We start from the raw sequence: 24,361 nt of genomic DNA on the forward strand, positions 1-24,361 counted from the left end.
GTAAAGGCTGTGAACGAGGCATAGCCAAGTTTGGAGCCTGTGCCGTGTTAGCCACTGTAATTCTATTTATTTTCTAAGTGGAATATGCAATGAATTAAATCTCCACTCCTACAAATTTTCTATAATAAGGTAAATACCTGCCAAAACAAATATTATGGAGCTTGATAGAATTTCAATGCTACCTCCAAACCGAACACCTTTAGCCTGTAAATTCCTAATTGATTTATTTATTCCAATGAAACCAATAATGAGCAGGATTGAACCAATTGGAATTTTCACTATTTCTTCCATTTTTATTATTGACCAACTATAGTATAAACGTAACAACATACATTTATACTTCCAAATGCAGGCGGCCAAACGTATGTTGGTTTAAGTTAAACCTTTGTAGCTGATTCATACTTTCCTTTTACATACTTACCGGTAAATTATTTTGCATGCTTGGTTGTTGGGCAAGTATAACTTGTTGCTGAAGTATGTTGCACAGCCAACCGTCTAAAAGCGCTGACGGCCAGGTGCTGGCGTGCAGCAGAAATCTTACCTTTGTAGTATGGAAGTAAAGCTTGCCCCGGAAAGAGGAGTAGAGATAAAGGCATGGAGCCTGCCCGATGTACGCAGTATGGCCCGCAACCGTACGCTGCTGCACGTGGTTTTCTGGCTGGTATACCTGGCGTTCTTCAGTTTGCTTTATGGCAGCTACATAGATGATTATTACAACGCCTTTATGGTAGAGCTGGCGGAGCTGCCGTTTAAAATGGGACTGGTATACTTTAACATGTATTACCTGATGCCCAAGTACCTGCTCACTAAAAAGTACCTGGAGTTTGTTGTATACCTGCTGCTGCTGATGATGGTGATAACTGCCCTGATGCAGTATGTGTTGCTGCCTTTCCTCATTCACCCGATGTTTTGCCCTACAACCTGCAAAGAAGATAATTTAACGCTGTTCCGGTTTGTGAAGAACATCGTCAATATCAACTATGTGGTTATGATCACGGCCGTTATCTACCTGCTCAAGAATTGGTACCGCCACCAGCAGGCCGCGCAATCGCTTACGCAGGACAAACTGGAAGCAGAGCTTAAATTCCTGAAGGCACAGATACACCCGCATTTTTTGTTCAATACCCTTAACAGCCTGTACTCGCTTACGCTTAAAAAATCGGAAAAAGCCCCGGAAGTAGTGCTGAAGCTATCCGAGCTGATGGATTACATGTTATATGATGCCGCGGCGGCCACCGTTCCCTTGGAGAAGGAGCTGAACTACATGCGCAATTATATAGAACTGGAGCGCGTGCGCTACGCCGACCGCGTGGATATTACCTTTACCGAAGCCGGAAGTATAGCAGGCAAGCGCATCGCCCCCATGATTTTGCTGCCTTTTATAGAGAATGCTTTTAAGCATGGCGTAAGCACCGAAACCGAAAATGCCTGGGTGCGGATAGATGTAAAAGTACAGGCTGATGAGCTGATATTGCTGGTAGAAAACTGCAAGTGCGGGGAACAGGCCAGCAGGAGCAACCGCGATTTTGCATCAGGTATCGGGCTTAAAAATGTGCGCCGCCGCCTGGAGTTGCTCTACGAAAACCGCTATAATTTAGAAATAGAAGACGAAGCCGAAAGCTACGCCGTGTGCCTGCAACTCGACCTGTCTGAAGAAGAAGTATAACCTACCCGACTATGAAACTGAGATGCCTGATAGTAGACGATGAGCCGCTGGCGCTGGATGTGCTGGAGACCTACATTGCCCGCCTGGATAACCTGGAACTGGTGTGCCGCTGCAACAATGCCGTGGAAGCCTATAATTGCCTGCAAAAAGAGCAGGTAGATGTGATGTTCCTGGATATACAGATGCCGAAGCTTACAGGTATAGATTTTCTGAAGTCGCTGACAAACCCGCCAAAGGTTATTTTTACCACTGCCTACCGCGATTATGCCCTGGATAGTTACGAGCTCAATGCCGTGGATTACCTCCTGAAGCCGATTTCGTTTGATCGTTTTCTGAAAGCAGTTTCTAAAGTTACGCCTCCCGAGCCTAAGCCTGCTTCTGGTGCAAGTATACCTGCTGCTCCTGTTACTGAGCCTGCCATTGCTAACTATAAAGATGCCTTTATTTACCTGAAAGCCGATAAAAAAATGGTGAAGGTAATGCTAAGCGATATACTTTACATCGAGAGCCTGAAGGATTATATTCGGGTAAAAACGGATGCGAAAGAAATTATTTCCTACCAGAAGATCTCGTTCCTGGAAGAGAAACTGCCGACAGATAAATTCCTCCGCATCCATCGCTCCTTTATAGTTGCCCTCGATAAAATTCAGGCTTTTTCGGCCACAGCAGTAGATATTGGTCAAACCGAAATCCCGATTGGCCGCTTCTATAAAAACGAAGTGCTTCAGATTCTTAACCAGAATAACCTGCTGGAAGCTTAAGTTTGGGATTACGAATTTCGGAAGTATAAATCTATACTTAACAATTCCTAAATTAGGAAGTAGAAGCAGAACTATAGTTGCCTAACCAAAGTATAGCTTTCTGCTCTATCTTTCCATTCTTAATTCGTTCTTAAGTTGTGAACTCCATTTCCAAAAAGAAGCAGTATTACCCGATTGCACGCCCCCTGAGGCGCTACCTGCGCACCTACGACCGCGAAACCCGCCTGCCTGTGCGTTACGACGACCTGCTGCATTACTCCGATTCCTTCCCGTACTATGACAAAAAAGGGCAGGATACGCTTTGGGAAACCGTTATGTACGACCAGCAGGTGCAAGAGGAACTGAATACCGGACTTACCCAGATTTATGCTTTGCTGAAAACAGACGGAGATATGTCGGTGATGGAGCACCTGTATGTGTCCCGGATCGATTACTGCACCTTTGGCAACTCCAATCCTTTCCGGGTTCAGATCATGAACCAGCTTAACGACAACTACGATTATTTTTATGTGAAACGCGCCGATGCATCGCGCATTTACGGGCTGGAGTTGGAGCATATTTTGTCGCCGAACCGCATTAACTATATGGTAGATGGCGAATCTCTGATTGAGGAGCACATTGCCGGCATTCCGGGCGATGTTTTTATAAAAGAGTATATCGACAGGCCCAACACGAACAAGGTGCGCATTGCCAAGGAGTTTGTGAAGTTTAACGAGCGCTGTTTTGTACGGCTCCTGGGCGACATGCGTGCCTATAACTATGTTATTGATATTACCCCGGATTTTGAAGACGAACAGTACCGCGTTCGCGCTATTGATTTTGACCAGCAATCTTACGAAGGCCGCAGGAGCATGTACCTGCCGCAGTACTTCAAAGACAACAATGTTATAGTTGACCTTGTACTTCAACTCCTGAAACCGGAAACTGTAAAACAGTACCAGAACGAAGAACGCACGCTCATGTTTAGAAGGCTCCGCTCGGCCCGCTACCGCCTTAAAGACCTCATAGACTGTATGCGCTCCGACACAATTTCTACTCCTGAAAAAGTAGAGCAACTGAAGCAGGAATTAGCCAAACACCATAACGCCCCCGAGTTTCTTAAATGTAAGTGTATGGGAGATCTCGTAAGGCTGAATCTTAAAATTACCCTGACTAAAACGAAGATTAAAGAAGTTGAAGGTTAAAGCGTTTTCGATTCACATGCTTCTGTCTTCTTGATTTATAGTTTGACTTCTCGACGATAGAGGAGACCTACTACAGTTTTATACTTGAAGTTTATACTTGTTGCAAGTAGGCTATCCCTTCATAGTTACTTGTTATCCTGGGAGCTTTACTTGCCTATTGTTTCATTCTATACTTTGGTGCCCTCCCAGGCCGGGCGGCCTCGTCCTTTGGCATCGCGCTGTCTATTGAAGCTGCTCCTCGCTCCGCTGCGGGCTGCTGAGCAAGCTCAGCACCGCAACAATAGAAGGCGCTCAACCGAAGGACTGGAAAAGACACTTCTTCGTTAGCGACTGTGCAACTAAAGCAGAACTGTCCCTTGAGGGGACTATTGGGGTGTAATCGTCTGCTATGAAACTATATCCAGAACCATCAAAGCAATAGCAGACTCCCCGCCTTAGCTAAGGAGGGGTTGGGGGTGGTTGTAACAACAGCAACTATAAAACTATACTTTGAACTATAGCGCATAAACCGAAATTCCCCTCCTCGGAGGGGTAAGGGGTAGGTTCATACTTCAGCTGGTTAAAATCTCCCACTCGAAATAACGGGGTTTTGTTATAGCCTCTCCAAATCCTTCCTCGTCCGCTCATTCTCTATATTACCTGTATTTACAGTTGAGGCTGGCTCAAAAAGTAAAACTTCTGCTTCGTGGTTAGCTACAGGGCGGTGTTCCACACCACGGGGCACGATCAGGAATTCGCCGGGCCTCAGTGTTATTGTCTTATCACGTAATTCCATATCAAAAGTGCCGCTTACTACCAGGAAAAACTCATCTTCATGCTCGTGGTAGTGCCATACAAAGGGGCCTTTAAACTTAGCCAGTTTTACCTGTTGGCCATTTAGTTCGCCGGTAATACGCGGGTTCCAGTAATCCTGTATCTGGTTAAATTTTTCCTGCAGGTTTACTTTTTCAATTTCCTGTTCCATGAATCTTTTAAGTATAATGATAAATATCAGTTAAATTTATTTGGACTCATTCTAAATAGGGCTTACTTTTGTAGCGCTATGTAAGAAATAGCCTTAGTGAAGATAGAACAGAAGATGCAAGCAGCCACAGAATTAGTCGAGATTTTTGCCACAAACGCAGGCGCCGTTTACCAATGCGACCGTAAAAACAGGCTGATGGTAAAATTTGCCGGTTCTCTTATCATATTAAAAGTAGATGCCTTCCTTCGCCTGAACAAAGCCCTTGAAAGTATAGACCTGGCAAGTATGGCTACCCGTACCGACCGTGCCGCTGACCTGGAGGTAATTTCTGTTTTTGGCTGCGACCGTTGCTATGTACTTACATTGCCGGAATTATACGCATTTCAGGATTTGCTGGCCGGAGCCCGTTTTGCCCTTGAACTAAACAGCATGTTGCACGAGTGCCTGAGCGCGCTGCCTGCTTAACAAAAGTTATACTTACTTTTATACCTGATGCACAGCCCCGCCGCTGTGCATTTTTATTTAGACATTTTCCATATTTGGTCCTGGGATCATATTCTCTAAACATAATCGGTATATTAAAGTATGAATAGTAGAAGCCCTTTTTATGGGTACTACTAATTTAAGACCAAACCAAACACCCTATACTTTATGAAGGATTTACTTAGATTAAGAACATCCCTTACAGAAGAAATAGAGAAAGTTCTGAACGACCAGATTAAAATGGAAGCGGAAGCCTCTGCTATGTACCTGGCTATGTCAGCGTGGTGCGACCGCAACGGTTTCGACTTTAGCGCAGGATACTTTAAAAAGCAGTCGGATGAGGAGCGCGAGCACATGCTGCGTTTATTCAAGTATGTTTCTGATATGGGGGGCAGAGCCATTTCGCCGGATATTATGAATGTGCCGGTAGAGTTCGATACCTTCAGAGGTGTATTTGAGCAGGCGCTTCAGCAGGAAATTGCCGTAACACAATCTTTTAACCGTATTGCCGATCGCTGCCAGAAAGCAAAAGACTATGTGACTTTCTCGTTTTTGCAGTGGTTTTTGAAAGAGCAGATTGAAGAAGAGTACATTGCCCGCCGCGCCCTTGAGCTGTTTGAGGTTATCGGCGAAGAAGGTACAGGCCTTTATGAAATTGATAAGCGTGTGCCAAAGATTACGTACGAAAATACTTACGAAGCTTAACACAAGTATAAAGTATAAAAACAAAACGAGCCCCGGGTTATACTTCCGGGGCTCGTTTTGTTTTATACCTGCTGTATAGGTTAATCTTTGGATGAATGCAGTATATGATCGTTGAAAGCCTGTTTTGCTTTTGCTTCGTTCATGTAATTCAGCCAGGCGTTGTCGGGTTGCATGCTCATAACAGGGGCATAATCACAACGGTCGGTACAATCGGTTTTAACTACTTCCACTTTTCCTTTCAGGCCCATTTCCTTGATCATTTCCCGGAATAGCTTGGCCAGATCTTTACCACCTTTCTTTTTGCACTTGCTGCCGGTGCATACATAAATTACTTTTTCGGGTATGTTAAATCCTTTGCTCATGTATCACTATACTGCTTTGGCCCGCATTAAAGTTGTGCTTTAGTTGCATTGTTTCCGGTAAGTGTGGCAATTCTGTTAAAGTATAAAGTTGGTGCTAAACTATACTTGCTGCGATAATAAGTGCTTTATAAAACAAAGAACCCGCACAGTTAAGTTGTGCGGGTTCCCTGAAATTTCTGTTTAGTTGTAGCTATCTATAGCGCAGCCGGTTTAGCTTTTGGCAGCTCCTTGCGCGGTAATTTTTTATCGCGCATGGCAGTGTGGTATACCAGCGAGGCCACAATAGTTGCAGCCTGTTTCAGATCATCAGCCTGCAGGCGGTCATAAGTATCCTGGTTAGTATGGTGCGTACGGGTGTCGTAGTCAATTTCATCCTGAATAAACTGGAAACCAGGCAGTCCAAGCGCATCAAAAGCAAGGTGGTCGGTGCCGCCTGTGTTTCTGATAGTGATAGTATTGGCGTTCAGGTCAGCAAACGGTGCCAGCCAGGCTTCAAATACAGGCCTTACGGCTTCGTTGCCCTGTAGGTAAATGCCACGTATTTTGCCTGTACCGTTATCCAGGTTATAGTATGCCGAGAATTTCTCGTGCTCCTTTTTAAGCTGCATAGTAGCAGGGTCGCCGAAATGTTGCTTTACATACCCTCTGGAACCATGCAAACCCTGTTCTTCTCCACCCCATAAGGCAATGCGGATAGTACGTTTTGGTTTCACGCCCAGCGTCTGAAGTATACGTACGGCCTCCATCATTACGGCTACACCGGCAGCATTGTCGGTGGCGCCGGTAGCGGCATGCCATGAATCGATGTGGCCGCCCAGCATCACTACTTCGTCTTTCAGTTTACGGTCTGTGCCAGGTATCTCGGCAATCACGTTATAACCTTTCAGGTCATCGGTAAAGAATTTAGTTTTTGTTTCTACCTCCAACTCAAGTGGCTGGCCAGCTTCTAATAAACGAACCATACGGCCATAATCTTCCAGGCCAAGTTCCAGTTCTGGTAACACGGGCTGTGCATCGGCAGCGTAAGAAGCACCATTGCTGGTGAAGTGTGTGCCGTGCATACCGCCTCTGGAGCTTAATACTACAGCAGCGCCTTCCTGCTTAAAGAATTCGTTTGCTTTGGTACGCAACGCCATGCGGGCTCTGTATTCGGCAATGCGCTCCGGTGTCCAGGCAGAGTTGTTGCGTTCTTCCGGGCCGGCAGCCATTTTCTTCAGGTCCTCATCGGTGTAACGCTTCGCATCTGCCTCAAAAGTTGTTTTGGCTTCCTGCGCTATCTGGGTAAGTATGATTTTGCCTTGCAGCTGGCCTTTATACTTTTGCAGGTCTTCTTCTTTATCAATTTTTACATACACAGCTTTGCCTTTTACAGGGCCATTTGTGCCCGGTGTCCAGGCTTTTGGCGTGGCAATCAGGTGCTGGTAATAAGGAGCTGTCATGGCAATGTATGATTTCTCGAACTCCCAACCTTTACCAAAATCTCCCCATGCTTCCAGCTTGGCGTTTTTAAGCCCCCAGTCGGTCAGCCTTTTTACTGCCCAGTCGTTGGCGCGCTTCAGACCCGGCGAGCCGGAAAGGCGCGGCCCTGATACATCGGTCAGGTAAAAAGCGGTTTCCATTACTTTGGAATTTTTCAGGCCTTCTTCGCGTATGCGCCCGATCATTTGCTGGTTTACAGGCTCCTGCTGGGCCTGCGCGGTAAAGCCCAGTTGTAGCGCAAAGGCTAGTAAGAGTAGAGGTTTTCTTGTCATAGTATGGTTGTTCAATAAGAGATTATAATCTATAATTTAAATATGAAATTTGGTTGAGCAATTATTATAGACAAAATATTATAGTTGGCATTAATTGTTTAAGTTATGCTTATTATAATCTTGCAACTGTTAAAAGTAATCGGGAATACATCAAGTATAGGTTTGATTGATTTGTTAATTATTGGCGACGGTAGCAGCAAGTTCCGGATCTGTGTTTTTATGTGCACCCAGGTATAAACGGTAAACTAAAAGTAAGGCTTCTGCAATTGCTAATACAACTATAAACTTAGTTAGTAGTGTGTGCAGATCTCCGTAGGTAATGATAACCATACCTATAAAAGGCAGCAATATAAGTACGGTATCCAGCTTGGTTAATAACCCTGAACGGATAATAGTGGTAGCAAAACTCGCAAATAAGAGCAGCGCCAATAGGTTTGTGAGCATTATACTTACAAAGGTCATCAGTATAGTAAGCAAACCAAACCCGATTCCCAGCCAGCTATACTTGTCCTGACCTATAGAATCAGTAGTTACCGGAATGACTTCATATTGCCGATTAGGCTGAAACAGGAAATGGAATTTGCGATGCTCCATGCCAAGCAATACAAAGTTAAGACCCAGAAAGAACGCGTTTACAAAAGGAGTACCTACCCATTGCATAGATACGGTTACAGCAAGTATAGCCACATTCATAGGGACCAGCATAACGGCGCCCAATAAACTGAATCGTTGCGACAGGAGCAGGGTGCCGCAAATAACCTGGCTTATAGCTACTATCTGGGCAAAAAGCCCTAACCCATACTTTGCCAGTTGTTCCTCCAGCCCCGGTGGCCCTATAATTTGCCCGAACTGCCCGTGTGTGAGTTTACAGATGCCCGCCGAGAAGAAAATATATCCTAAAAACAGGCGGATAAGAATAGTGAGCAGGTCTTTATTTTTGAGCATAGTTTTAAGCGGAAAAGGTGGCAGGAACGATCTATGCCTTTAATTAAAAAATTGCGGGCCGGATTTTAAAATAAATTATACTAACCCTCTGATTTCCATGTTAAACAGCCACTATTTATATACTTTGTTTTTGGATATGTACTTCAGCTATGGGAAATGAATACTTGGCTGGATACTTATATGAAGAATCGTCCGGTTCAGTAACAGGTAAGCTATAGTTTATACTTCAGAAGTCCGGTTGCAGCTTTTGTGGCCGGACTTCCTGTTTTATAGTTTGTTTAGATTCAGGTGTTTAAAAGAATGATAAAGACGTGCGTGTATACATATACTTTTCTGACTGCCTGGGTAACCCTATACTGCAAGTATAGTATGTATAGGTTGTGCTTCAGCAGCGATGCGGGCATTTGCATTGTAAATCAACTATCGCAATATGAACAGAACAAATCTATTAACCTGCTCAGCTGTTCTGGCAGGGCTGTTGCTTTATGGTTGTAGTTCTTCTACTACAACAACCCCGCAAGACACCACTTCCCAAACTGCCGAAACAACAAAGGCAGCTGAGCCCATGAACATGGGCCGCGGTTTGGAACTAGTGAACCTCGATACCACCGTTAACCCCTGCGAAGATTTTTACCAGTTTGCCAATGGCGGATGGGTAAAAAACAACCCGATTCCGGCATCCGAAAGCCGTTGGGGTTCTTTTAACGAGTTGGCTGAACGAAACAATGCCGTGCTCCGATCTTTGCTGACAGATGCTGCTGCTAACACAGCTTCTGAAAAAGGTACACCGGCACAACTGGTAGGCGATTTTTATGCATCGGGTATGGACTCGGTGGCTGTTAACAAAGCAGGTATAACGCCTATAAAACCGGAGCTGGATAAGATAGCTGCTGCTAAAACTACAAACGACCTGATGAAGACCGTAGCCGACCTGAAAACAAAAGGTATGGGCGGATACTTTGGCTTGTATGTAGCACAGGATGATAAAATAAGTACGCAATATGCCTTGCAGGCAGCACAGGGCGGGCTTGGTTTGCCTGACCGCGATTACTATCTGAAAGACGATGAGCGCTCTAAAAAAGTACGTGCAGATTACCTGACGCACCTAAAAAATATGTTCGGGCTGCTTGGCAACGATGCTGCTACATCACAGAAAAAAGCGCAGGCGGTTATTAACATCGAAACCCAACTTGCCAAGGCCTCTAAAACCCGCGTAGAACTGCGCGACCCTTATGCCAACTACAACAAAATGACGGTTCAGGATTTTGCGAAACAGAACCCAAAGCTGACAGTAACACAAATGCTGGAAGGGATGGGAAGCAAAACTGCCAAAGAAATTATTGTAGGCCAGCCTAAGTTCTTTACTGCGCTTAACAGTATGCTCAGTAAAATTCCATTAACCGACTGGAAAACCTATACACAGTGGCACCTGGTGCGTTCTATGTCGCCATACCTGAGCGATGCTTTTGTGCAGGAAAACTTCAACTTTTATGGTAAAGCCCTGAGCGGCGCTAAAGAAATGCAACCACGCTGGAAACGCGTGCTTCGTACTACCGATGGCGCTATTGGCGAAGCTTTAGGTCAGTTGTATGTACAGAAAACGTTCTCGCCGGAAGCAAAGCAGAAAGCCAAGGAAATGGTAGATAACCTGCAGGAGTCTTTTAAAGAGCACGTAAAGGACCTGGACTGGATGAGCGACGATACTAAAAAGCAGGCACTGCAAAAGCTGGATGCCTTTGCTGTAAAGATCGGATACCCTGATAAATGGAAAGAGTATAAAGATCTGGAGATCACACGTGATTCGTATGCTGCTAACGTAATGAAGGCAAACCAGCACGAGTTTAAAGAGAACATTGGTAAAATAGGGAAAGAAGTAGACCGCACCGAGTGGTTCATGTCGCCGCCTACGGTAAATGCCTACTACAACCCAAGTATGAATGAGATCGTGTTTCCGGCAGGTATCCTGCAGCCACCTTTCTTTGATCCGAACGCGGACGATGCTGTAAACTATGGAGGTATGGGAGCTGTAATCGGCCACGAACTTACCCACGGTTTCGACGACCAGGGAGCCAAGTATGATTTTGCAGGTAACCTGAAAGACTGGTGGACAAAAGAAGACCTTGAAAAGTTTAACACCCGCGCCAGTATGGTTGACCAACAGTACAGTTCTTATTCAGTTCTGGATAACCTGCACGTAAACGGTAAACTAACTATGGGTGAGAACATTGCCGATATTGGCGGCCTGAACATTGCCTACACTGCGCTGCAGAAAGCACTGAAGAAGAACAACCCGGGTAAAATAGCAGGTTTTACACCGGAGCAGCGTTTCTTCCTGGCCTGGGCACAAATATGGCGCGTTAACATGCGCGACGAAGCCCAGAACCAGCAGATTCTAACGGATCCGCACTCGCCGGGTCGCTTCCGTACCAATGGTCCGGTTTCTAACATGCCACAATTTTACGAAGCCTTTGGTTGCAACAACGGCGACAAAATGTTCCGTGCCGAAACCGAAAGAGCCAGAATCTGGTAAGTTTAACCAGGTATAAAAAGAGAAGGCGCTACAGAAATGTAGCGCCTTCTCTTTTTATACTTATGCCTATTATTGGTTTACCATCTTAATTTTATGCGGCACCAACTCGGTAGGCCATTTACTGCCATCTACTGGTACTTCAGCAATTTTATCTACTACCTCCAAACCTTCTATCACTTCTCCGAAAACTGTATATTCCTGGTCTAAGCTGGGCTCGCCTCCGATGGTGGTGTATACTTTAATCTGCTCCGGAGTATACTTAAAGCCTTTCTGGGCTTCGATGGCGCGCAGTTGCTCGAGCGGTACCTTGGTGCCCTGCACAATGTAAAAATTATGCGAAGATGATTCTTTTTCCGGGTTGCGCTCATCGCCGTAGCGGGCCATGGCCAACGCACCTTTCTTGTGGTAATACTTTGGATTAAACTCCTGCGGAATTTTATAAGCACCCTGTTTCAGTTTCCGGTTATCAGAGTCGCCGCCTTGTATGGCAAAATCCTTTACTACGCGGTAAAACTCGCCCTGGTCGTAGAAACCGGCTTTGGCCAAACGCACAAAATTGGCTCTATGCAGGGGCGTATCTTTATACAAACGCACTTTAATATCTCCCAGGCGCGTGCTTATAACGGCAATGCTATCCGGGTTTTCCTGGCCAAATGCTGTAAGAGTGTCTACGGCTGTTTCGGTAGTTAGCGGTTGCAGGGTTGGTGTTTTTGCCTGAGGCTCGCCTTCATCAGTGGCTTTGTCTTTATTGGGGTTACAACTTATTAAGGGTAGCAGGCAGGCCACCATCCATAAGATTTGTTTTAAAGAAAATATTGGGTTAAAGTTTTTCATAGTGCTGTGTTTTTCCTGATTCCTAATCTACGAGTTAGCGTTATAAAATGCCAATCATACTTTCTTTACTTGTGAGTGATGATTTGAGTTGGCAATTTAAATTTAGTACAGTAACGGACTTCCTGAAAAGCATAACAATTTTCAAAACTTCTTACTATTCAACGGGAGTATCGTGTTATTGAATTTAGTTGTTATAACACAGGGTGCGTTTCTGGCTTGTAATGCGGGTTAGGTAGATTTAGTGCAAATTTTGCAGTGCTCTTGTTTGGATATATATCTTTAATTCAGTATATTAGAAAATAATCAGGCAGGGCAAATCATTGTCAAAGTATAAACAGGGTTTGCTTTGTGTAATCAATAAGGAGGATTGTAAAAAGCGCCTTTCCCGAAAAAGTATTACTAAGTTTAGCTATTGTTTATTGAGGTGAAAATGAAAGGGGCGACCAGTAGGCTGCCCCTTTTGTTTTGTTTTAGAGTTGCTTTCGCATGATGTAATCATTCATCCAATAAGGGCCAATGGCAATGTCTTCCTGCTGGTGTACATGGTAGCCGCAACGCTCGTAAAACAATTTCGCTTTGTTATAGCGGTTCACGTTCAGGTCAAGTATAGCAGCTCCTTTTTTCTTAACTTCATTTTCAACGGCAGTTAACAGCAGTTTCCCTAAGCCTTTGCCCTGGCACAATGGTAACAGGTAAATCTTGTTAAGCTTGTATACTTTCTCTGCTGTATCTTTTACCGAATAAGCCGCAAATGCCAACGGTTGGTTATCATCATACAAAAGCATAAATGTCTGGCCTTCCTGCATTTGCTGTGTAAGTGCTTCTTCTGTATAAATAACGTCGAACATATAGTTTACCTGCTCTTCGCTAAGGATAGGCAGGTAAGTAGGCGCCCAGGTAGCTTCGGCCAGTGCTTTTATAGTTGGTATATCAGCAAGACCGGCTTCGCGTATGCTATAGTTTGTGTTCATATAAATCCGGGTAACAGAAGGTTGCAAGTTATAGGCTGAGCTGTAAAATGCAAGCGTTGCTATACTGCCTTTACACTTTCGGCATAAGTTATACCTTTGTAAGTATAGGATTTGAACTTTAAAAATACACTATGAAAGCAATATACTTAGAAGCGATAAACAAACCCTTCGAACTCATAGAAAAAGAGAAGCCAACTGCCGGGCCGAATGAAGCCATCGTTCAGGTAAAAGCTGCCGCACTCAACCACCGCGACGTCTGGATTCAGTATGGCCGCTACTTTACAAAAGAGTATCCGGCTATACTTGGCTCTGACTGTGCTGGCATTGTAACCGAAGTGGGCGAGGGTGTTGATAAAAGCTGGTTGGGGCAGGAAGTAGTGGTGGATCCGTCGTCGGATTGGGGTGATAACCCGCGTGCGCAGGGTGGTAACTTTAAAGTGCTTGGTATGCCAGAAGACGGTGCTTTTGCCGAATATGTGAAAGTACGTGCTGCAAACTTGCACAAGAAACCAGCCCACCTGAGCTTTGAAGAAGCTGCCGCTTTACCACTTGCTGGTGTAACGGCTTACCGGGCTTTGTTTACAAAGTGTGGACTGCAGCCTGGCGAGCGCGTGCTGGTAACTGGTGCGGGTGGCGGCGTGGCTTTATTTGCGGTGCAGTTTGCCGTTGCGGCTGGCGCCGAAGTATACGTAACTTCAGGGTCTGAACAAAAGATAACTGCAGCAGTTGGCCTGGGCGCTAAAGGTGGTGTAAACTATAAAACAGAAGGCTGGGGTAAAGAGTTAAAAGCATTAGCCGGAGGTTTTGATGTGATTATAGACAGCGCTGCCGGCGAAGGCTTTGCGCAACTGGTAAAGCTGGCAAAGCCAGGCGCGCGCATTGGCATGTATGGTGGCGGCACCGGTATGATCCAGAACGTGAACCCGGCAGAGATCTTCTGGAAACAGTTATCCATTTTCGGCAGCACTATGGGCACAAACGACGATTTCGCAGCTATGATGAAGTTGGTAGAAGAGAAGAAAATAAGGCCAATAGTAGATAAAGTATTCCCGCTGGAAGAAACGGAGCAGGCCATGCGGTATATGGAAGCCGGTAAGCAGTTCGGTAAGATCGTGGTGAAGGTGGGGTAAGTTTGAGACTTGAGAATTAGCCATGAAAATACTATTAAGTGTTTTACTATTCTTCTTCTGTTTAGAAGCTAAGTCAACTGATCAAGCTCCTGATATTTTGTTTTATGAAGGAGATAAGTATGAATTATATACAAACCATGCTGATATGTCTCCCTTAGAGTCCTTTGATCAAATTAGAGAGGAGTTATCAAAGCAGTCAAAATGGTGGTCTAGCGGGTGTTGGAGGGGTTATATTGCAGAATGGGTGATTGAGAATGGTCAGTTATACTTGACAAAAGTAAAAAGCTGTGAAGATGGAAAAATAGTTAATGCCTTAATAGAAAAAGCAATCAAGCGAAAGTTTGTAGGTGGTAAGATGAAAGCTGATTGGGTAAGTGGAGTATATTGGGGAGGAAGAGGTGAAAGATTTTGGAATGCTTTTGATAAGGAGGTAATGTTCTCTTTCCAAGGTGGATTTTTAGAAAGCACCATAAAACATACTTCTCCTAATTGCTCATTTCAGAATAAAGATACACTCTACCATTTCATATACTCTAACATTGATTGGGAAAAAATGCCAAGTACAAGGGAAGAAGTATCAATAGATTTTGAGACGAATAAAGAGGGTAAGATAATACAGGCAGAAGTTAGACTTAGTAATGGCACAGAATTCGGGAAGGAAGCTTTGCGTGTGCTAAAAATGGTACCCTGCTGGAAAGTTTATACTGTTAGAGGGGAAGTTTTTGGTTGGCGAGATATCGATTTAATTTTTAATGAAGAAAATAGAAAGAAGTACCAGCGATTATAAAATATGGACTTAAATAAAAAAAGCCGCTGCTAAAGTATAGCAGCGGCTTTTTTTATACTTCAGCAAGTATAAATTACTGGTTCTGACCGAGCAGGTTCAGCATGAAGGCATACTGCAGGGCTGTTTCTTTGTAACGCTCGAAACGACCGGATGCGCCGCCGTGCCCTGCTTCCATGTTGGTATGCAGCAGCAGCATGTTGTTATCCGTTTTCATTTCGCGGAGCTTGGCTACCCACTTGGCCGGTTCCCAGTACTGTACCTGAGAGTCGTGGAGGCCGGTGGTTACAAGCATGTTCGGGTAATCCTTCTTCTCCACGTTATCATATGGCGAGTAGGACTTCATGTAATCGTAATATTCCTTGTTAGCTGGGTTTCCCCACTCATCAAACTCACCAGTTGTTAACGGAATGCTGGTATCGAGCATGGTTGTAACCACATCTACAAACGGCACGGCAGCAAGCACGCCTTTAAATAAATCAGGGCGCATGTTTACTACGGCACCCATCAGCAAGCCGCCTGCGCTGCCGCCTTGTGCAAAAAGTTTATCAGGGTTGGTATACTTCTGCTGTACCAGGTACTCGCCTGCATCAATAAAGTCGGTAAACGTGTTCTTCTTTTTCAGCAGCTTGCCATCTTCGTACCACTGGCGCCCCAGATCCTGGCCACCCCGAATGTGGGCTATAGCATACACAAAACCTCTGTCGAGCAGGCTCAGGCGCACCGAGCTGAAACCAGGGTTGGTGCTGATACCATAAGAGCCATAAGCATACAGCAGGGTAGGGTTGTTGCCATTTAACTGCAGTCCTTTACGGTAAACCAGCGAAACCGGAATTTTTGTGCCATCCTTGGCAGTTGCGTAAATGCGCTTTGCCTCGTAGTTCTCCGGGTTAAAATCACCCACAACTTCCTGGCGCTTCATCAGCTTCTGCTGCTTTGTTTGCATGTTATAGTCATAGGTGGTGCTTGGTGTGGTAAGGGAGCTGTACTCGTAGCGCAGTGTGTGGCTGTCGAAGTCAGGGTTCATGCCCACAAAAGCAGTATAGGCCTCTTCGCCAAAATTTATGTAATGGTCAGCTTTAGGGTCGTTCCATTTAGTTACCCGAATCTGGGTAAGGCCATTTTTGCGCTCCTGCAATACAAGATAATCTTTAAATATCTCGATGCCTTCCAATAGCACATCAGGGCGATGCGGTATAACTTCTTTCCAGTTGGCTTTACCGGTTTTAGTTACCGGGGTCTGCATCAGTTTAAAGTTGGTGGCTTTGTCTTTGTTGGTAACAATGTAAAAGTTGTTGCCAAAATGGTCTACGCTATATTCCAGGCCGCGCTCCCGTGGCTGAATTACCTTGAACGTGCCGTTCGGGTTGCTGGCATCGAGGTAGCGATACTCGTTAGATAAAGTGCTGCCTGAGCCGATGATAATGTACTTGTCGGATTTGGTTTTATAAACGAAGGTGCTGAAGGTTTCGTCCGCCTCATGGAAAATCTCTTTGTCCTGCGCAGTTGGTGTGCCCAGCGTGTGGCGGAAGATTTTGAAGGAGCGAAGCGCCGGGTCCTTCATCGTATAAAATACTGTTTTGTTATCGTTGGCCCATACGGCACTTCCTGTTGTGTTAGGTATTTCGTCTTTCAGCAGCTGGCCGGTGCTCAGGTCTTTAAACCTGATCGTATACTTGCGGCGGCTTACGGTGTCTTCGCCAAAAGCCAGCAGGCGGTTGTTCTTGCTCACATTCATGCCGGCTGCAGCGTAGTAACTCAGGCCTTCGGCGCGCTCATTGGCATTTACCATGATTTCTTCTTTGGCATCAAGGCTACCTTTTTTGCGGGCATAAATCGGGTATTCTTTGCCTGTTTCAAAACGGGTATAGTAATAGTAGCCGTCTTTTTTGTAAGGCACCGATTCGTCTGTTTGCTTGATGCGGCCTACTATCTCGTCAAAAAGCTTTTTCTGCAGGTCCTCGGTGTTTGCCAGCATCTGCTTGGTATAAGCATTTTCAGCGTTGAGGTACGCAATTACTTCCGGGTCTTCGCGCTGGTTCAGCCAATAGTAATTGTCAATGCGGGTGTCGCCGTGCATGCTTAGCTCTTTGGCTACTTTCTTTGCAACAGGCGGCTTAGGAGCTTCGGCTACTACGGGTTGGGTAGCAACAGTGGTTTGCTCTGCTGTTGTTGTTGCAGTGTCTGTAGTTTTGCTGGAGGTGCAGCCACCACCCAGCACCAGATAAGCCGACAGCAACAAGGCCGAACCGGTAACGCTGGAGTTTAGTTTTTTCATAGTATAGTTGTTAAGTTTTATACTTCACTGGTGCTCATACTTTCAAGTATAAGCTTATAAGTATATGAAATTTAATAAAATAACTTTGAATACTAAATATTAAATAAGTTATGCATGCAGCGTGTTTTTTAGTAGTTTAGGGTATCACTATACTAACTAAACAACTATATGGCAACACAAGCTGAATTTGAAAGTGCAGTAGAACGATCTAAAACACTGACCGAACGCCCATCAAACGATGTACTGCTGCAATTGTATGCACTGTATAAGCAAGCCTCTGAAGGCGATGTAAATACGGATCGCCCGGGAGGTTTCGATTTTAAGAATATAGCCAAATGGGATGCATGGGCTAAACTTAAAGGCAAAACTCAGGACGAAGCCCGCGAAGAATACGTGCAATTTGTAAATCACCTTCTAGCTGCGTGAATACTTCTAGTCCTGACCTTTATAAAGCCACGTGTTAAGGTGTAAATCCTTGGCTCGTGGCTTTATACTTTATGCCTTTATTCAGATTACTTATATAAGTATAAATAACCATTTCAGTGCCTACGCATTTTAAAGTTGGAGGTTAATGGCAAGTATAAGGCGCTATACTTTAGCCGGTTAAATTACAGGCTTTCCATCCCTTCTATACTTAGTTACCGCTTCAATCCTTTTTGAACAGCTGCAGCTAAATGCAACTACCTTTTCTGGTAATGTAAGCTGTGTTTCATTATAGTTCAAAAATAAATTAGAATTATACTAAATAGTATAATTGGCCGTATAAGTCTCATGCAGATCACGCTGCATGTGTAAAATCCTCATTCCTGTTTTTTTAACCTGATTTCTATGAAAAAACTCTACCTTTTTAAGGCATTCGTCTTTCTGTTTGGGATGATATTGCCACTTGCCCTGTTTGGGCAGACTACTGTAAGCGGAAACGTGACCGATGCGGGTTCGGGAAATGCTTTGCCTGGTGTAAGTGTGGTGTTAATTGGGTCTACAGTAGGTACAAACACCGATGCTACCGGCAAATACTCGCTCCAGTTGCCCACTAATAGCGGAAGACTTCAGTTTTCGTTTCTAGGGTATGTATCGCGTAGTATAGATGTTAATGCCAGTACCGGAACGCTGAATGTACAGTTACAACAAACAACCACCAGGCTTAGCGAAGTTGTTGTAACAGGTTTGGCCACAACGGTTAAACGCGCCAATGCTGCCAATGCGGTTGCAACCATCAGTAACCGGGAAATTTCAGGTATAACCACACCTCAAACTATGGATGCTGCTATAAGCGGTAAACTGGTTGGGGCAGAAGTTGTTTCAAACTCAGGTGCACCCGGTGGCGGTATTGCTATTAAGTTGCGCGGGGTAACGTCTGTTTTTGGTGAGTCGCAGCCGCTGTATGTAGTAGATGGTGTAATTATAGATAACTCTTCTGTTTCTGCCGGGCTAAATGCTGTTACGGCTGCAGCAGCCGGTGGAAACCCGTCTTCTAACCAGGATAACGCCTCTAACCGCATTGCCGATCTTAACCCTGATGACATTGAAAGTATAGAAATTCTGAAAGGTGCTTCAGCGGCTGCAATCTATGGCTCTCTGGCATCAGCAGGTGTAGTTATAATTACAACAAAACGGGGCGCTGCCGGTCAGACACTTGTAAACTTTTCGCAGGACATAGGTATTACAAGAGTGTCTAAATTACTGGGCATGCGCACCTATACCGAAGACCGTGTTCGGGCAACTTTTGGAGCCAGCGCTGTGCCTTTATTTATAGAAGCCCGGGATGCAGGACGACTTGTAGATTATGAGGAAGAACTGTATGGCAACACAGGTATGCTGTACAGCACGCGCCTGAATGTGAGCGGCGGCAACGACCGTACCCGCTTTTTTGTGGGCGGCCTGGTACAGGACGAAGAAGGTATAATTGAGAAAACCGGCTACGAGAAAAAGGCCATCCGTTTTAACCTCGACCATACACTCTCTGACAGGCTTGATTTCAGCCTGAGTACCAACTATATCAACTCGTCTGCTGATCGAGGGTTAACAAACAACGACAATGCCGGGGTATCTTTTGGAGTAGCACTGTCATCTACGCCAAGCTTTGTAAACCTGTTTCCGAACGAATTAGGTGTTTACCCGGATAACCCTTTCGCGGCTTCAAACTTTATCCAGACCCGCGACCTGATCACAAATAACGAAGCTACCGACAGGTTTCTGGGAGGCTTAACGCTGAACACCAAACTATACGAAACAGACATGAGCAATACGAAACTGGTGCTCCGTTCGGGCCTGGATTTTTATGAACTTCGTACACGCGCGTTTTTTCCGAACGTGTTGCAATTCCAGTCAAATGGCCGGGGTACAGGCGGTGCTTCTATACAGGGTAACAACTATAACCTGAATACCAACTTTGCTGCTTTCCTGGTTAATAACCTTACTTTAAGCAACAACGACCTGAATTTTACAACAACGCTGGGTGCCACACGAGAGAACTTTAACCAGGACCAGATACTGAACGTGGCCACCAAACTCATCGGCTCACAAACTAATCTGGACCAGGCAGGAGCGGTGGAAGTAACTCAAAATCGGGTAAAAGAGCGCAATAAAGGCTTGTTCTTTCAGGAAGAAATCAACTTTAAAGACAGAATAATAGCTACAGCCGGCCTTCGTCTTGATAAATCTTCCAATAACGCAGATGTAAATGATTTTCAGGCATTCCCTAAATTCTCGCTGGCGCTTAACCTGGGTAACTTCGATTTCTGGCAGTGGGATAATATAAATCTGTTCAAGCTGCGTGCTGCCTATGGTGAAGCCGGAGGGTTTCCGCCTTTTGGCTCCAAGTATAGTGCACTGGTTGCTTTTAACACAGGCGGGCAGGCCGGCTTGCTGCCATTTACGCAACGCGGCAACGAAAACATCAAACAGGAAAGGCAGAAAGAACTGGAAGGCGGTATTGATATTGGTTTGTTAAACAACAAAGTATTGTTAGAAGCAACTGTCTACCAGAAAACAGTATCTGACCTTATCCTGATCCAGAATCTTCCGCAGTCTTCAGGTTTTCTTACGCAGGCTGTAAACGGTGGCGAGCTTCGTAACCGTGGCGTAGAGCTGGCGCTAAGTTTAAAGCCGGTCGAGTCAACTTTTCTGAAGTGGGAATCACGCACAAGTTACTGGCTAAACCGTTCTGAAATGACGAAGCTAAATATACTTCCGTTTGCTTTGGGGGGCTTTGGTAACACACTGGGTACATTCTTTATTGAAGAAGGCGCATCGGTAACACAAATAAAGGGTATAAAAGGGGATGAAGGCGTTCAGAAATTAGGAGATGCAGCCCCGGATTTCCAGATGAACTTCCATAATTTCTTCACTGTGAAAAATAACCTGACCTTCTCGTTTCTGCTCCACTGGAAAAAAGGAGGCCAGAACATTAACCTGACTGAACTGCTGACTGATCTTGGTGGTACCTCTCCAGACTATGACGACGACGATGATGGTGACGGTGAAACCAATAGCGAAGAGCGTGTAGGTGCACTTGGTGTAACTGCAGAGCCTTTTGTACAGGATGCTTCTTACCTGCGCCTGCGTGAAATAGGTTTATACTATACCCTGCCAGCAACTGCGCTGCAAAGTGTATTCGGGTCTGTGGTGCGGGAGCTACGAGTTGGTGTATCTGCCAATAACCTCTTTACCATTACCAACTACGACAGCTATGATCCGGAAGTATCCAATTTTGGTGGTAATGGACTTTCTACTGGTGTAGAAGTTACGCCTTTTCCTGCTTCAAGAAGAATGTTCTTTCATTTAGCAGTTGGCTTTTAATACTTAATATTTGAAATCATGAAAAGAGATAACAGCCTGTTACATAGTTTGAAGGTGGTAGCCATACTTGCATTTGCATTTGCAGTGCCAGCCTGCGAAATAAACGATTTTGATGACCCCAATAATCCAACTATAAAAACAGTAGACGCCAGTATTGCAGACCTCAATAACCTTGTTGTGGGTACCGAAGCCGGTATGCGCAATATAATTGGCACTTACTATGATAACGTTGGTGTGATCGGGCGTGAGCATTACCGATTCTCTGGCGCTGACCCGCGTTTTACATCTGATTTGCTGGGAGCCGGCAGCGCCGTATTGGATAACAACACATTTTATACTACAAACCCGTGGTCGGCGAGGTATAGGGTAGTTAAAAATACCAATATCCTGATTGAGGCTACCACGAATGCTAAACCGGAAATTGTGTCGGAAGAACAGAAGCAGGGGTACCTGGGCTTTGCCAAAACTATAAAAGCGCACCAGCTGCTCATGAACCTGACCATGATGAATGACAACGGTATCCGGGTAGATGTAAGCGACTTTGAAAATCTGGGGCCGGTGGTTGGCCGCGAAGCAGCATTGGAAGCAATTGCCGGTTTACTTGCCGAAGCAGAGGGCCATTTAAAAAGTGCCGGAACTAGTTTTGCGTTTACCCTTTCCGGCGGGTTTGCCGGTTTTAATACGCCACAAACCTTTCTGCAGTTTAACCAGGCCCTGGCCGCGAGGGTAGCTATTTACCGTAACCAGTTTAGTGAAGCACTTACATTTCTGGATGAGTCTTTCTTAGACTTACAAGGCGATTTTAATAAAGGTGCCTATTATGTTTTTAGTACCGCTTCCGGCGATCAGCTTAACCCGCTTTTTCTGGCTCCGGATGCTACCGGCGAAGTTCGTATTGCGCACCCGAGTTTTGTGACAGATGCCGAACCGGGAGATGATCGTTTAGCTAAGGTTTATAAGCGTAAAGCGCCGGCAACGCAAAGTAACTTAACAGGGCAGTATGATGTGGCCGTTTATAAAAGCAATACCGACCCGGTGCCGATCATTCGCAACGAAGAACTAATTCTGATATATGCTGAGTCGAAGATTCAGACTGGCCAGTTTCCGGATGCTGTTATTGCACTGAACAGAATAAGAACAGGACACGGTTTAAGACCTTATACCGGTGCGATTACCAGAGATGCACTTATAAATGAAATGCTGCGCCAGCGCCGCTACTCGTTATACTTTGAGGGACATCGCTGGGTAGATATGCGCCGCTATAACAGGCTTGCCGAATTGCCAATAGACAGGACCGGAGACGATGTATGGACCAGTTTTCCAATTCCGTTTGCTGAGGGAGTTTAATACTAACTGAAGAATAAACCAGAAGCGGGAGCCTTGTACAAGGCTCCCGCTTCTGGTTTATTTATGCTGCCATACAAATCCGCAGTCGTAGCATTTATACTGCCGGTTTAGGAAAGGTATTGGAAACCCCAATAGTAAGTATGAAAGCGAAAAGACTGTTTTAGAGTATTTTTCTTCTGCAACGTGCTCTGACCCGCAGTTCGGGCAAGTGCTTACCGGCACATGTTCCTGCATCGGAGGTGCCAGCTCAATGTTATCATCCAGGATATATTCGCCGGTGCCCCCCTGGATGTGGGCAAGCAGTGCGCGGGCTTCTTCAGCGTCTCCTTCGGTAACTCTTAACTTAACGCCGCCAACTGCTACCGAATAAAACGGCTGAGCCGATACAATATGCTCATCTCCCAGAAAACATGGTATGCCTTCTGCCTCCAGGCGGCCCTTTACTATGTGGGCTTCTGTTGGCTCGTTAAATGTAGCTATTGTTATCAGGCGCTCGGGCATAAGGGTGGTGCTAAAGTATAGGCGCTAAGCTAGAGGTATAACTTACTGCTTTTTAGGAGGCAGGTCAAAAGCTATGGCATCGTGTTCGAAGTGCCCCTTGTGTGAGCCATCGCAAAAAGGCTTGTTTTTAGATAACCCGCAACGGCATATAGAAACAAGTTCTCTGCCCCCAAGGCCATATACATTACCATCTTTATCTACTATCTCAAATTCGCCTTCTATGCGCAGAGAGCCATTGTTGTTTACTGTAATCTTAGTTTTTGACATTTTATTTATTATTCGTGCTAAACAAATATACTGTTTTTTGCTGAATGCCGGCAGAAGTATGCAATAACGTATGGCTGCAAAAACAACAGGCGGCCCGGAAAAACTTGTTTCCGGGCCGCCTGTTGTTTTATTCCTGTTAAGCTGAATTAGTTGCTGTACAGGTAAGTATAAGTTTCGCGTTTGCCGTTCGGGTTAGTAACAGTCTGGCTGGTTGGGTAACCACGCTCATCGTACTCATAAGAGTAAGAGTAAGTATAAACTTTGCCAGTACCATGCATTTCGGCTCTTGAGCTTAAAATGTTGTTAGGGCTGCTTGTAGTTGCCGGGTCAGCGTATCCGTAGAATGGATTGGTATTGGCATCGTAAGAGTACGTTGTAGTAGAGAATAGCACTGGTTCGCCTTTAGCGTTAACTACGAATTCTTTCTCCTGGGTATAGTTGCCGTTTGGTAGTACAGCGTAAGTAGTATAAGACTTCAGCTGTGCATTTTCATCTGTACCTTCGAAGACAGACTTTTTCTCCAGCTTGTTCTGAGCGTTAAACTCATAAGTAGCATAAGAAGTATAGTCTACTTTAGTGCCTGTATAATACGCAGTGGTAGTTTTGTCGAGGTTGCCCTTATCGTTGTAAGTATACGTTTCTTCTGAAAGCAACGCGTGTGTGTTGCCGGCATGCGATCTGATTTTCTGGATCCTGCCTTTAGAGTCGCGCTCAACCTGCTCGTAGCTCTCTACCTTGCCGCTCTCTTCGTTGTAATGGTTAACCTGACTTAACTGGCTGCCTGAAAAATTGTAAGATGTAACCTCTGCTGAGTCTACCATTACATGGGAAATCATGCCCTGCTCTAAAAGGGGCGTTGCTTCATCCTGCTCTGTTTTTTCACAAGAGGATAGTGCTACCACGCCGAATAATAGCATGGCAGGCAAAAATCTGTTTTTCAATTTCATTTGGCTAAAAGTTGAAAAAGTTTTAAAAAAGAAAAACTATGAGGAACCTGCTGTCCCTGATAGTGTCACAAAGTAAAGGGAAATATTTTTAAGAATTGCACTTGATGAGATAAAATTATATAAATTTTTTTTCTGGCGTGATGGATATAT

22 protein-coding genes are annotated in these 24,361 nt (G+C 45.0%); 11 read left to right on the forward strand and 11 right to left on the reverse strand.

Annotated features, from left to right (window positions below):
- Positions 1-108 precede the first annotated feature (108 nt).
- On the reverse strand, positions 109-291 hold the full coding sequence (locus LWP20_RS04735) for a hypothetical protein (RefSeq protein WP_242926959.1): 183 nt from the start codon (positions 289-291) through the stop codon (positions 109-111).
- Positions 292-550: 259 nt separating this feature from the next.
- Here LWP20_RS04735 and LWP20_RS04740 point away from each other — a divergent pair, with 259 nt between their 5' ends.
- The 3 genes from LWP20_RS04740 (at position 551) to LWP20_RS04750 (ending at position 3,611) form a co-directional block, all read left to right on the forward strand.
- Positions 551-1,666 (forward strand): sensor histidine kinase, encoded by a 1,116-nt coding sequence (locus tag LWP20_RS04740; protein ID WP_242926960.1) that lies wholly within the window; start codon positions 551-553, stop codon positions 1,664-1,666.
- Positions 1,667-1,677: 11 nt separating this feature from the next.
- Positions 1,678-2,427, forward strand: coding sequence for a LytR/AlgR family response regulator transcription factor (locus LWP20_RS04745; protein ID WP_242926961.1), 750 nt, complete (start codon positions 1,678-1,680; stop codon positions 2,425-2,427).
- A 137-nt stretch (positions 2,428-2,564) separates the two neighbouring features.
- Complete coding sequence (locus LWP20_RS04750; protein ID WP_242926962.1) at positions 2,565-3,611, forward strand: hypothetical protein; 1,047 nt, start codon at positions 2,565-2,567, stop codon at positions 3,609-3,611.
- 592 nt (positions 3,612-4,203) lie between these two features.
- Here the strand turns inward: LWP20_RS04750 and LWP20_RS04755 are convergent.
- Positions 4,204-4,575: a cupin domain-containing protein gene (locus tag LWP20_RS04755; protein ID WP_242926963.1), complete on the reverse strand. Its 372-nt coding sequence runs from the start codon at positions 4,573-4,575 to the stop codon at positions 4,204-4,206.
- Between the two features lie 96 nt (positions 4,576-4,671).
- Here LWP20_RS04755 and LWP20_RS04760 point away from each other — a divergent pair, with 96 nt between their 5' ends.
- Both LWP20_RS04760 and LWP20_RS04765 read left to right on the forward strand, forming a co-directional pair.
- Positions 4,672-5,040 (forward strand): hypothetical protein, encoded by a 369-nt coding sequence (locus LWP20_RS04760; RefSeq protein WP_242926964.1) that lies wholly within the window; start codon positions 4,672-4,674, stop codon positions 5,038-5,040.
- A 186-nt stretch (positions 5,041-5,226) separates the two neighbouring features.
- Positions 5,227-5,763 (forward strand): ferritin, encoded by a 537-nt coding sequence (locus LWP20_RS04765; RefSeq protein WP_242926965.1) that lies wholly within the window; start codon positions 5,227-5,229, stop codon positions 5,761-5,763.
- Positions 5,764-5,843: 80 nt separating this feature from the next.
- Here the strand turns inward: LWP20_RS04765 and LWP20_RS04770 are convergent, their stop codons facing one another.
- The 3 genes from LWP20_RS04770 to LWP20_RS04780 all read right to left on the reverse strand — a co-directional run bounded on the left by LWP20_RS04770 (position 5,844) and on the right by LWP20_RS04780 (position 8,821).
- Positions 5,844-6,125, reverse strand: a complete 282-nt coding sequence (locus tag LWP20_RS04770) for a (2Fe-2S) ferredoxin domain-containing protein (protein ID WP_242926966.1) — start codon at positions 6,123-6,125, stop codon at positions 5,844-5,846.
- A 194-nt stretch (positions 6,126-6,319) separates the two neighbouring features.
- Positions 6,320-7,876, reverse strand: coding sequence for a M28 family metallopeptidase (locus tag LWP20_RS04775; protein ID WP_242926967.1), 1,557 nt, complete (start codon positions 7,874-7,876; stop codon positions 6,320-6,322).
- Between the two features lie 174 nt (positions 7,877-8,050).
- Complete coding sequence (locus LWP20_RS04780; RefSeq protein ID WP_242926968.1) at positions 8,051-8,821, reverse strand: DoxX family protein; 771 nt, start codon at positions 8,819-8,821, stop codon at positions 8,051-8,053.
- 430 nt (positions 8,822-9,251) lie between these two features.
- On the opposite strand from LWP20_RS04780, the gene LWP20_RS04785 reads away from it, so the two are divergent.
- The gene (locus tag LWP20_RS04785; protein WP_242926969.1) at positions 9,252-11,351 is read left to right on the forward strand and encodes a M13 family metallopeptidase; all 2,100 of its coding nucleotides are present in this window, start codon (positions 9,252-9,254) and stop codon (positions 11,349-11,351) included.
- Positions 11,352-11,420: 69 nt separating this feature from the next.
- Here LWP20_RS04785 and LWP20_RS04790 read toward each other — a convergent pair whose 3' ends face one another.
- Together LWP20_RS04790 and LWP20_RS04795 are read right to left on the reverse strand one after the other, a co-directional pair.
- Positions 11,421-12,185 carry a peptidylprolyl isomerase gene (locus tag LWP20_RS04790; protein WP_242926970.1) on the reverse strand — a complete coding sequence of 255 codons (765 nt, stop codon included), beginning with the start codon at positions 12,183-12,185 and terminating at the stop codon, positions 11,421-11,423.
- Positions 12,186-12,655: 470 nt separating this feature from the next.
- Positions 12,656-13,156, reverse strand: a complete 501-nt coding sequence (locus LWP20_RS04795; protein WP_242926971.1) for a GNAT family N-acetyltransferase — start codon at positions 13,154-13,156, stop codon at positions 12,656-12,658.
- Between the two features lie 131 nt (positions 13,157-13,287).
- Between LWP20_RS04795 and LWP20_RS04800 the strand changes: the two genes are divergently transcribed.
- Together LWP20_RS04800 and LWP20_RS04805 are read left to right on the forward strand one after the other, a co-directional pair.
- Entirely contained in the window at positions 13,288-14,286 is a 999-nt protein-coding gene (locus tag LWP20_RS04800) for a quinone oxidoreductase family protein (RefSeq protein ID WP_242926972.1), read from the forward strand.
- A 22-nt stretch (positions 14,287-14,308) separates the two neighbouring features.
- On the forward strand, positions 14,309-15,073 hold the full coding sequence (locus LWP20_RS04805; RefSeq protein WP_242926973.1) for a hypothetical protein: 765 nt from the start codon (positions 14,309-14,311) through the stop codon (positions 15,071-15,073).
- A gap of 73 nt (positions 15,074-15,146) precedes the next feature.
- Here LWP20_RS04805 and LWP20_RS04810 read toward each other — a convergent pair whose 3' ends face one another.
- The gene (locus LWP20_RS04810; RefSeq protein ID WP_242926974.1) at positions 15,147-17,348 is read right to left on the reverse strand and encodes a S9 family peptidase; all 2,202 of its coding nucleotides are present in this window, start codon (positions 17,346-17,348) and stop codon (positions 15,147-15,149) included.
- Between the two features lie 168 nt (positions 17,349-17,516).
- Between LWP20_RS04810 and LWP20_RS04815 the strand changes: the two genes are divergently transcribed.
- The 3 genes from LWP20_RS04815 (at position 17,517) to LWP20_RS04825 (ending at position 22,496) form a co-directional block, all read left to right on the forward strand.
- Positions 17,517-17,774 carry an acyl-CoA-binding protein gene (locus LWP20_RS04815; RefSeq protein ID WP_242926975.1) on the forward strand — a complete coding sequence of 86 codons (258 nt, stop codon included), beginning with the start codon at positions 17,517-17,519 and terminating at the stop codon, positions 17,772-17,774.
- Positions 17,775-18,176: 402 nt separating this feature from the next.
- On the forward strand, positions 18,177-21,149 hold the full coding sequence (locus LWP20_RS04820; RefSeq protein ID WP_242926976.1) for a SusC/RagA family TonB-linked outer membrane protein: 2,973 nt from the start codon (positions 18,177-18,179) through the stop codon (positions 21,147-21,149).
- Between the two features lie 18 nt (positions 21,150-21,167).
- Positions 21,168-22,496, forward strand: a complete 1,329-nt coding sequence (locus tag LWP20_RS04825; protein ID WP_242926977.1) for a RagB/SusD family nutrient uptake outer membrane protein — start codon at positions 21,168-21,170, stop codon at positions 22,494-22,496.
- Positions 22,497-22,553: 57 nt separating this feature from the next.
- On the opposite strand, the gene LWP20_RS04830 is transcribed toward LWP20_RS04825, so the two are convergent.
- The 3 genes from LWP20_RS04830 to LWP20_RS04840 form a co-directional block, all read right to left on the reverse strand.
- Positions 22,554-22,997 (reverse strand): putative signal transducing protein, encoded by a 444-nt coding sequence (locus LWP20_RS04830; RefSeq protein ID WP_242926978.1) that lies wholly within the window; start codon positions 22,995-22,997, stop codon positions 22,554-22,556.
- 42 nt (positions 22,998-23,039) lie between these two features.
- Complete coding sequence (locus LWP20_RS04835; protein WP_242926979.1) at positions 23,040-23,264, reverse strand: CDGSH iron-sulfur domain-containing protein; 225 nt, start codon at positions 23,262-23,264, stop codon at positions 23,040-23,042.
- Between the two features lie 146 nt (positions 23,265-23,410).
- Positions 23,411-24,205, reverse strand: a complete 795-nt coding sequence (locus tag LWP20_RS04840) for a hypothetical protein (protein ID WP_242926980.1) — start codon at positions 24,203-24,205, stop codon at positions 23,411-23,413.
- Positions 24,206-24,361 lie beyond the last annotated feature (156 nt).

It is taken from the genome of Pontibacter vulgaris (assembly GCF_022758145.1).
GTDB classification, from domain to species: domain Bacteria; phylum Bacteroidota; class Bacteroidia; order Cytophagales; family Hymenobacteraceae; genus Pontibacter; species Pontibacter vulgaris.